Raw genomic sequence first — 6,075 nt, forward strand, 5'->3', positions numbered from 1 at the left:
GTGCCGTGGTGCCGGCCGCCCGTACGGGGGGCGCGGCGGGGGAGTTGTCACGGCCGCCGTACAGCTCCGCCGCGGTGGCGAGGACACGGAGGCAGGCAGGGCCGTCCAGGGCTGTGTGGTTGATGGTGAGGAAGAGGACGGTGCCGTCGGACCGGCCGTCCTCGTCGACGACCTCCAGCCTGATCGGCGGAGACGCCGTCAGTGGCGGTGCGTTCGTCAGGGCCCTCGTTCGGGCGTCCCGCAACGAGTTCGGGCCCGGTGGTGGAAAGCCCACCACCTCCACGTCCGGGTCCCGCGTCAGCTCCCACTCGTAGCGGCGCCGGTACCAGCGGCCCGGGGCCTGGCGCATCAGGATGCGGGAGTGCCGGTGAAGGGCCTCGGTGAAGGCGGTGCGCAGGCGGTCCGGGTCCAGGCGGCCCGGGAGGTGGACCTCGATGTGGACCGTCTCGGGTTCCTCCTCCTGGAGGCAGTGGCGGGCGATCTCGTCCACCACCGGGAACGGGACGCGCGCAGGTCGCCGTACGGGGCCGCTGCCCGTACCGCCCCGCGCCGGCTGCTCCACAGCGGTCATGTGGCCTCGCCCCTCCTGGTGCCGTCGCCCTGCCGGGCGGTGCCGTCGTTCCGCCCGGTGGTGCCGTCGTTCCGCCCGGTGGTGCCGTCGTTCCACCCGGTGGTGCCGTCGTTCCGCCCGGTGGTGCGCTCGCCATGTCCTGCGGGGCCGACCTGCGGTGCCGCCCGGAACCCCGGCCCGGTGAGCGGAATCCGCCGCGCGGGTGCTTCGGGCTCGCGCTGCACGGGTCCCGGACCACGGGCGGAGAGGGTGGCTCCGGCGGACGGATCGGCAGTGGGGCCTCCGCTCATGAACCCGGCCGCGGGTCCTCCGAACCCGGCCGCGGGCTCTCCCGCCGCGGGTCCTTCCACTGCGGCCCCCGGCGCCCGAGTGCTCTCCGCGGAGCCTCTCGGTTGCCGGAACGGTCCACTCGCGCCCCTGTTCCGTCTGGGCAAGGGCGCCGCCGTGACGTCAGGACCCGGCAGCAGGGGCGACGCGGGCGCACCGCCGTACGTGAGCGTCGCACCAGGGCCACCAGGGCCACCAGGGACTCCGGGACCACTGCCCCCAGCCGGGCCTCCGGGGCCACCAGGACCACCAGGAGCAAGGACACCGGTGCCCCCGGTGTCACCACCCCCAAGGCCTCCCGCCACCGCCCCGGAGGGTTCCCGCACACTCACCAGCCCCGCGAACAATCCCACCAGCGCCAGCACCTGGGCCACCGGCCCGAACGCCCCCTCACCGGCCGTCGCCGGCTCCCCGGCGCCCAGGACGGCGGCCACGCCCGCCCCGGCCAGGGCGAGGAACGCGATCGGCACCAGCAGCGTGTGCCGTTTCCACGCCAGCAGCGCGAGCACGGGGACGATCAGTGCGAAGACGCCCGCGATCACGGCGCCCACCAGCGTGAGCGCCACCGTGCCGAGCCAGAGGCCCGGGCCCGGCGGTACGGGTTGTGGCTCGTCGGGGTTGGGGGCGCGGCGCCGCCACAGCACCAGGCCGATCAGTACGGCCAGCCCGACCCCGGAGCCGACCAGTCCGGCCTCGTACGTCGTGGACGGCTCGTACGTCAGCTTGACCGTGCCGCCCGCGCCGCCGGGGACCCGCCAGCCCTGCTGCCAGCCGTCGAGCCGGACCGGAGTGAGCTCGCGGCCGTTCAGCGTGGCCTTCCAGCCGTCGTTGGCGTTCTCGTACGTCGTCAGGTACGAGGCCGCGCCCGAGCCGACCGACACCTCGCGGAGGTCGCCGAGCCAGTCCTGGACGCGCAGCTCCCGGCCCGCCGTACCGGAGGAGGGCTCCGACACCGTTCCGCGCGTCAGCGTCACGTCCGTCACGGCGAGCGGACCGCCGTCCCCGGCCTCGACCCGGTGGGTGCCGGAGGGCAGGTCCAGCTTTGGGTCGGCCTCGCGCTGCCGGCACAGGGTCACGTCGACCGCGCGCCGCTCCCGCAGGTCCCGCACCGTTCCCTTCGCGCTCGTCTCGTACAGCTCGCCGTCGATCGCGAGCACCGGCCCCCGTCCGCACGGCAGCGAGAAGGCACGACGGCCCGACGGTTGCCTGGCCCGCTGGTCGTCGAGTGCCGGGACGTACGCCTCCGTGAGGCCCACCGGGAGTCGCAGGTCGTCGCCCGCGGCCGGGTTGTGGACGGTCAGCGGGGCCGTGTCGGTGACGGTGATGTCGAGACGGTCGGTGGTGATCGGCTCGAAGCGGACCCAGCCGTTCTCGTCCACGTCGGCGATCGCCGCGCCGTCCGGGGAACTGATCGACACCTTGGTCGGACGGGTCGACAGCCCGCCCGCCGGGGCCAGCACGAGCGAGCCGACCTTCTCGCGGTTCGGCCACGTCAGGTGGATCACCGGCTTGTCGCCCGCGATCCATGCCGTCGTCAGATCGCCGTCGGTGAGGTTGCGCGGTGACATACCCGTGCCGAAGTTCGCCGTCGAGTCCGCCGTCGCGGTGACCCGGTCGGCCTCCGCGCTCTCCTCGGGCGCGACCTCGTACAGCAGCCTGTCGAGTTCGGCGCTCGGCACCGGCACGGCGCTCACCTTCACGTCGTACGTCCCGTACGCCCCGGACGCAGCCGTCGTGAAGCGCCGGTGCAGCCCGCTCTCCGTGCCCGTGGGGGAGAGCCCGGTGGGGTTGGCCGCGCGGTGCAGGGAGACGACCTCGGCGGAGGCGTCGGAACGGTCGGCGTCGGTGGGGAGCCGCAGCATGCGGGTGACCTTCGGCACGCCCGGGAGGTCGATCTCGGAGAACCCGGCACCCGCGAGCCCGCTGTGCCGCTCCTCCGAGTCGAGGATCGTGATCCTCAGCCAGTCCGTCGAGCCGGGGCGGGCCCTGACCTCCTGCGTGGTGCCGTCCGGTTGCAGATAGCTGGTGACGGCACCGCGCTCCGTCTCCACCCGCACCCGCGTGGGCGCCGACCGCACCCCGTCCTGCGGCAGCGGGGTCACCTCGAACGACGACGGGACGTCCTCGGCGCCGTCGAAGCCGATCCGCAGCCACTGCCCGTCCGCGGAACCGGCCGCGCCCTCCGCCCACGCGGTGTCCGGGTTGCCGTCGAAGGCGTTCACGGGGTCGTACTGGGGCAGGTGGAACAGCCAGTTGCCGGACGAGGACGCCGTCACCGAGCGCGCGCCCCGCAGCTGGGCCACCGTCTGGTGGGCGGTGCCCCGCACCGGCAGGATCTGGCGCGGTCCGTCACCGGGGTCCTGGAAGCTGTCGCCGTGATTGCGCTCGGTCGCGGTGTAGGTGTACGACGTGTTGGCGTTGACCAGCCCGAACCGGGTGTCCGCGCGCCGCAGCCCGTCGCCCACCACCTGCACCTCGGGCGTGCCGAGACCGGGATGGCCGTCGCCGGTCAGCACGGTGGCGCGGCCCCGTATCGCGGGGTCGGCGGCGAGCGGCAGCAGCGCCTCGGGGCCGCCGGAGACGACGGCGGTGCCTGCGATCGGCTTCAGCCCGGCCTGCCCGGGGCGGGGCGCCTCGGCGGGGGGCCGGTAGATCTCCACGGCCCGCTGGCGCGGGTACAGGCCCTCGACCTGCAGAGGAGTGTCGTCGGCGATCCGGCCACCCGTCATCAGCGGCCCGAAGCCCGTCTCCCGCTCGTACCCCGACTGCTCCAGGGTCCGCTTCACGGTCGTGGTGGGGACATAGCCGATCTGGTCGGGGTCCAGGTCGTTGCGGACGACCACGTAGTACAGACCGGCGCGGCTCAGATAGTCGGCGAGGCCCGGCACCTCACCGCCCGTCAGCAGCGCCTGCTCGACCGCGTCCATCGCGCGCCGGTTGCCGGGGGCGCCGAAGGGCACGTAGTCCCGTTGCGCCCAGCGGGACTCGGCGAGCACGTCGAGGGGCTGGTCGATGGGGGAGCCCCAGGTGTAGATGCCGTGCGCGGTGGCGGGGACGACGAGGGCGCGCGAGTCGGGCGAGTTCTCCTCCAGCCAGCCGGCCGTGGACTTCCAGTACTTCGGCAGCTCCTGGAACGAACCCGGTTGCAGGATCGACCCGTTGAGATACGGCCACGCGAGACCGGGCAGCACCAGCACCGCGGCGACGACCGCCACGTACCGCCGCCCGCGCACCGGCCGCGCCCCGCGCTCCCGCGCCGCCACACCCACGAGGTGCGCCAGCCCGCACACCAGGGCGAGCGCGAAACCCGTCTGGAACTTGTAGATGTTCCGGAAGGGCGCCAGGGCCCCGTTGAGCCAGTCCTGCACCGTCCCGTGGAACGGCGCCCCGAGCGCGCCCCCGTACCCGGCGAGCGTGATCAGCGCGACGGACAGCACCGTGAGCACCAGCCACCGCCGCTCGGGCAGGTCGCGCCGTGCCAGCCCCGCGAGACCCAGTCCGGCCGTGAGCGCCGAGCACACGATCACGACCACCGAGGACGCGACGGTCCAGCCCGCGGGCAGCCAGGCCTCGCCCAGATGCAGATACGCCACCCAGTTCCCGGCGCCGCGCAGCGCCTCGGTGGCCGACATGGTGGCCGTCGTGGTCTGCGAGGTCTCCACGTACGGCAGGAAGTTCTCGCCGTACGCGCCGAGCAGCAGCAGCGGGATCACCCACCACGCCGTCGCCAGGAGCACGCCCGGCACCCACCAGGCGATCAGCTTGCGCTGCCGGGGCCCGCGCGGGCGCGACAGCAGGTACAGCCCCACGGGGAGCAGGGACGCGAGCGTGGCCGCCGCGTTGACGCCGCCCATGAACGGGATGACCAGCGCCGAGCGGAGGGCGGCGACCCGCGCGCCGTACCGCTCGTTCGTCAGCGGCAGCAGCACCCACGGCAGGAACGCGCCCGGCAGCGCGGCGGCCGAGGTCGAGCCGACGACGGTCGTGAACACCGGCCACAGCGCGTACGCGACGGCGCCGAGCAGCCGGCTGCCGGGGCTGCCGACGCGCAGTCGCTCCATCAGCCGCAGCGCGCCCCAGAAGGCGACCGTGACGACGACCGACAGCCACAGCCGCTCCGCGAGCCACACCGGCAGCCGCACCAGGTCGCACAGCGCGTAGTACGGCAGCATCGGCCAGGCATACCCGACGTACTGGTCCTGGAGCCCGCCGAAGCCGCCCCGGTCGTGCCACAACTGCCCGAGGTCGGACAGGAACTGCCACGGATCGACGTTGACGCCCAGCTTGGTCTCGAAGGTCGTCCGCCCGGGGCGTACGGCCAGGAACAGCACGAACACCACGGCCCAGAACCCCAGCAGCCAGCGCCGTGACCGCGGGCCCTCGGGGGGCCGCCGCATGGGCCCGTCGGGCCGTACCGGGGCGGGGGGAGGGGCCTGGACCGTGCTCGTCATGGTGGACACCGCCGGAGGATGAGAAGGAGGTTCCAGGTGGCGAACTCGCGGATGCCCGGCGCCTTCACGACGGTCTCCGCGAGGAACGGCCAGTAGCGGGAGCGCGCCGAGACGACCGTGACGTCGTCGCGGGCGCGCACCTGCCGCAGGGTGGTGCCGATGTGCACGGCGAAGAGGTTCTCGCCGAGGGTGTGCTTGGCCGGTCTCCCGGTACGGCGCTGGTAGCGGGCGCGGGCCCGGTCGGCGCCGAGGTAGTGCCAGGGCGCCCACTCGTGACCGCCCCACGGGGAGAACCAGTTGGTGAACGACACGTAGACCAGCCCGCCGGGCCGGGTCACCCGCACCAGCTCGCTGAGGAACGTCTGCGGATCGGCCACGTGCTCCAGCACGTTGGAGGAGAAGGTGACGTCCGCGACCCCGCCGGCCAGCGGCAGCAGATACCCGTCGGCGACCACGGCACCCTCGGGCGGCTCGGCCCCCAGCTCCCGTACGTCCGGCTCGAACAGGTACGCGTGCGCCCCGCGCCGCCGGAACTCCTCCGTGAAGTACCCGCCGCCCCCGCCGACGTCCACGACCGTGCGCCCGTCGACCGGACCGCCGTACGCCTCGACCTGGTCGGCGGCGTCACGGGCGAGGAGGGAGTAGCAGCGCTCGGGGTCGTCCTGCTCGCGCAGGAAGGCACGGAAGAGGGCGAGGGAACGCCGGAGGGAGGGGTCTTTCCAGGGC

The 6,075-nt window shown here is 74.1% G+C and carries 2 protein-coding genes and 1 pseudogene; all 3 read right to left on the reverse strand.

What is annotated here, in order from left to right; genetic code table 11:
• A pseudogene (locus FNH04_RS39635) lies at window positions 1-571 on the reverse strand (condensation protein); the annotation flags it as partial.
• A complete protein-coding gene (locus FNH04_RS39640) occupies window positions 568-5,349 on the reverse strand; it encodes an alpha-(1->3)-arabinofuranosyltransferase (protein WP_228031888.1) in 4,782 nt (1,593 codons plus the stop codon). The pseudogene FNH04_RS39635 and the gene FNH04_RS39640, both read right to left, overlap by 4 nt.
• The coding region (locus tag FNH04_RS39645; RefSeq protein ID WP_228031887.1) for a class I SAM-dependent methyltransferase at window positions 5,346-6,075 on the reverse strand (730 nt) is incomplete at its 5' end. The genes FNH04_RS39640 and FNH04_RS39645, both read right to left, overlap by 4 nt.

Origin of the sequence: Streptomyces phyllanthi, assembly GCF_009377205.1 — a bacterium.
In the GTDB taxonomy this organism is placed as follows: Bacteria; Actinomycetota; Actinomycetes; order Streptomycetales; family Streptomycetaceae; genus Streptomyces; species Streptomyces phyllanthi.